Genomic DNA, 319 nt, shown 5'->3' on the forward strand with positions numbered 1-319 from the left:
AACGGAGGCGCCCAAAGGTTCCCTCAGCCTGGTTGGCAATCAGGTGTTGAGTGTACGTGCACAAGGGAGCTTGACTGTGAGACTGACGGGTCGAGCAGGGACGAAAGTCGGGACTAGTGATCCGGCGGTGGCTTGTGGAAGCGCCGTCGCTCAACGGATAAAAGGTACCCCGGGGATACCAGGCTGATCTTCCCCAAGAGTCCATATCGACGGGATGGTTTGGCACCTCGATGTCGGCTCGTCGCATCCTGGGGCTGGAGTAGGTCCCAAGGGTTGGGCTGTTCGCCCATTAAAGCGGTACGCGAGCTGGGTTTAGAAC

The 319-nt window shown here is 58.9% G+C and carries 1 rRNA gene; it reads left to right on the forward strand.

The window, feature by feature from the left end:
- Nucleotides 1–319, forward strand: a 23S ribosomal RNA gene (locus tag PUR61_RS28760); the annotation flags it as partial.

Origin of the sequence: Streptomyces sp. BE20, from assembly GCF_036322525.1 — a bacterium.
GTDB lineage: Bacteria > Actinomycetota > Actinomycetes > Streptomycetales > Streptomycetaceae > Kitasatospora.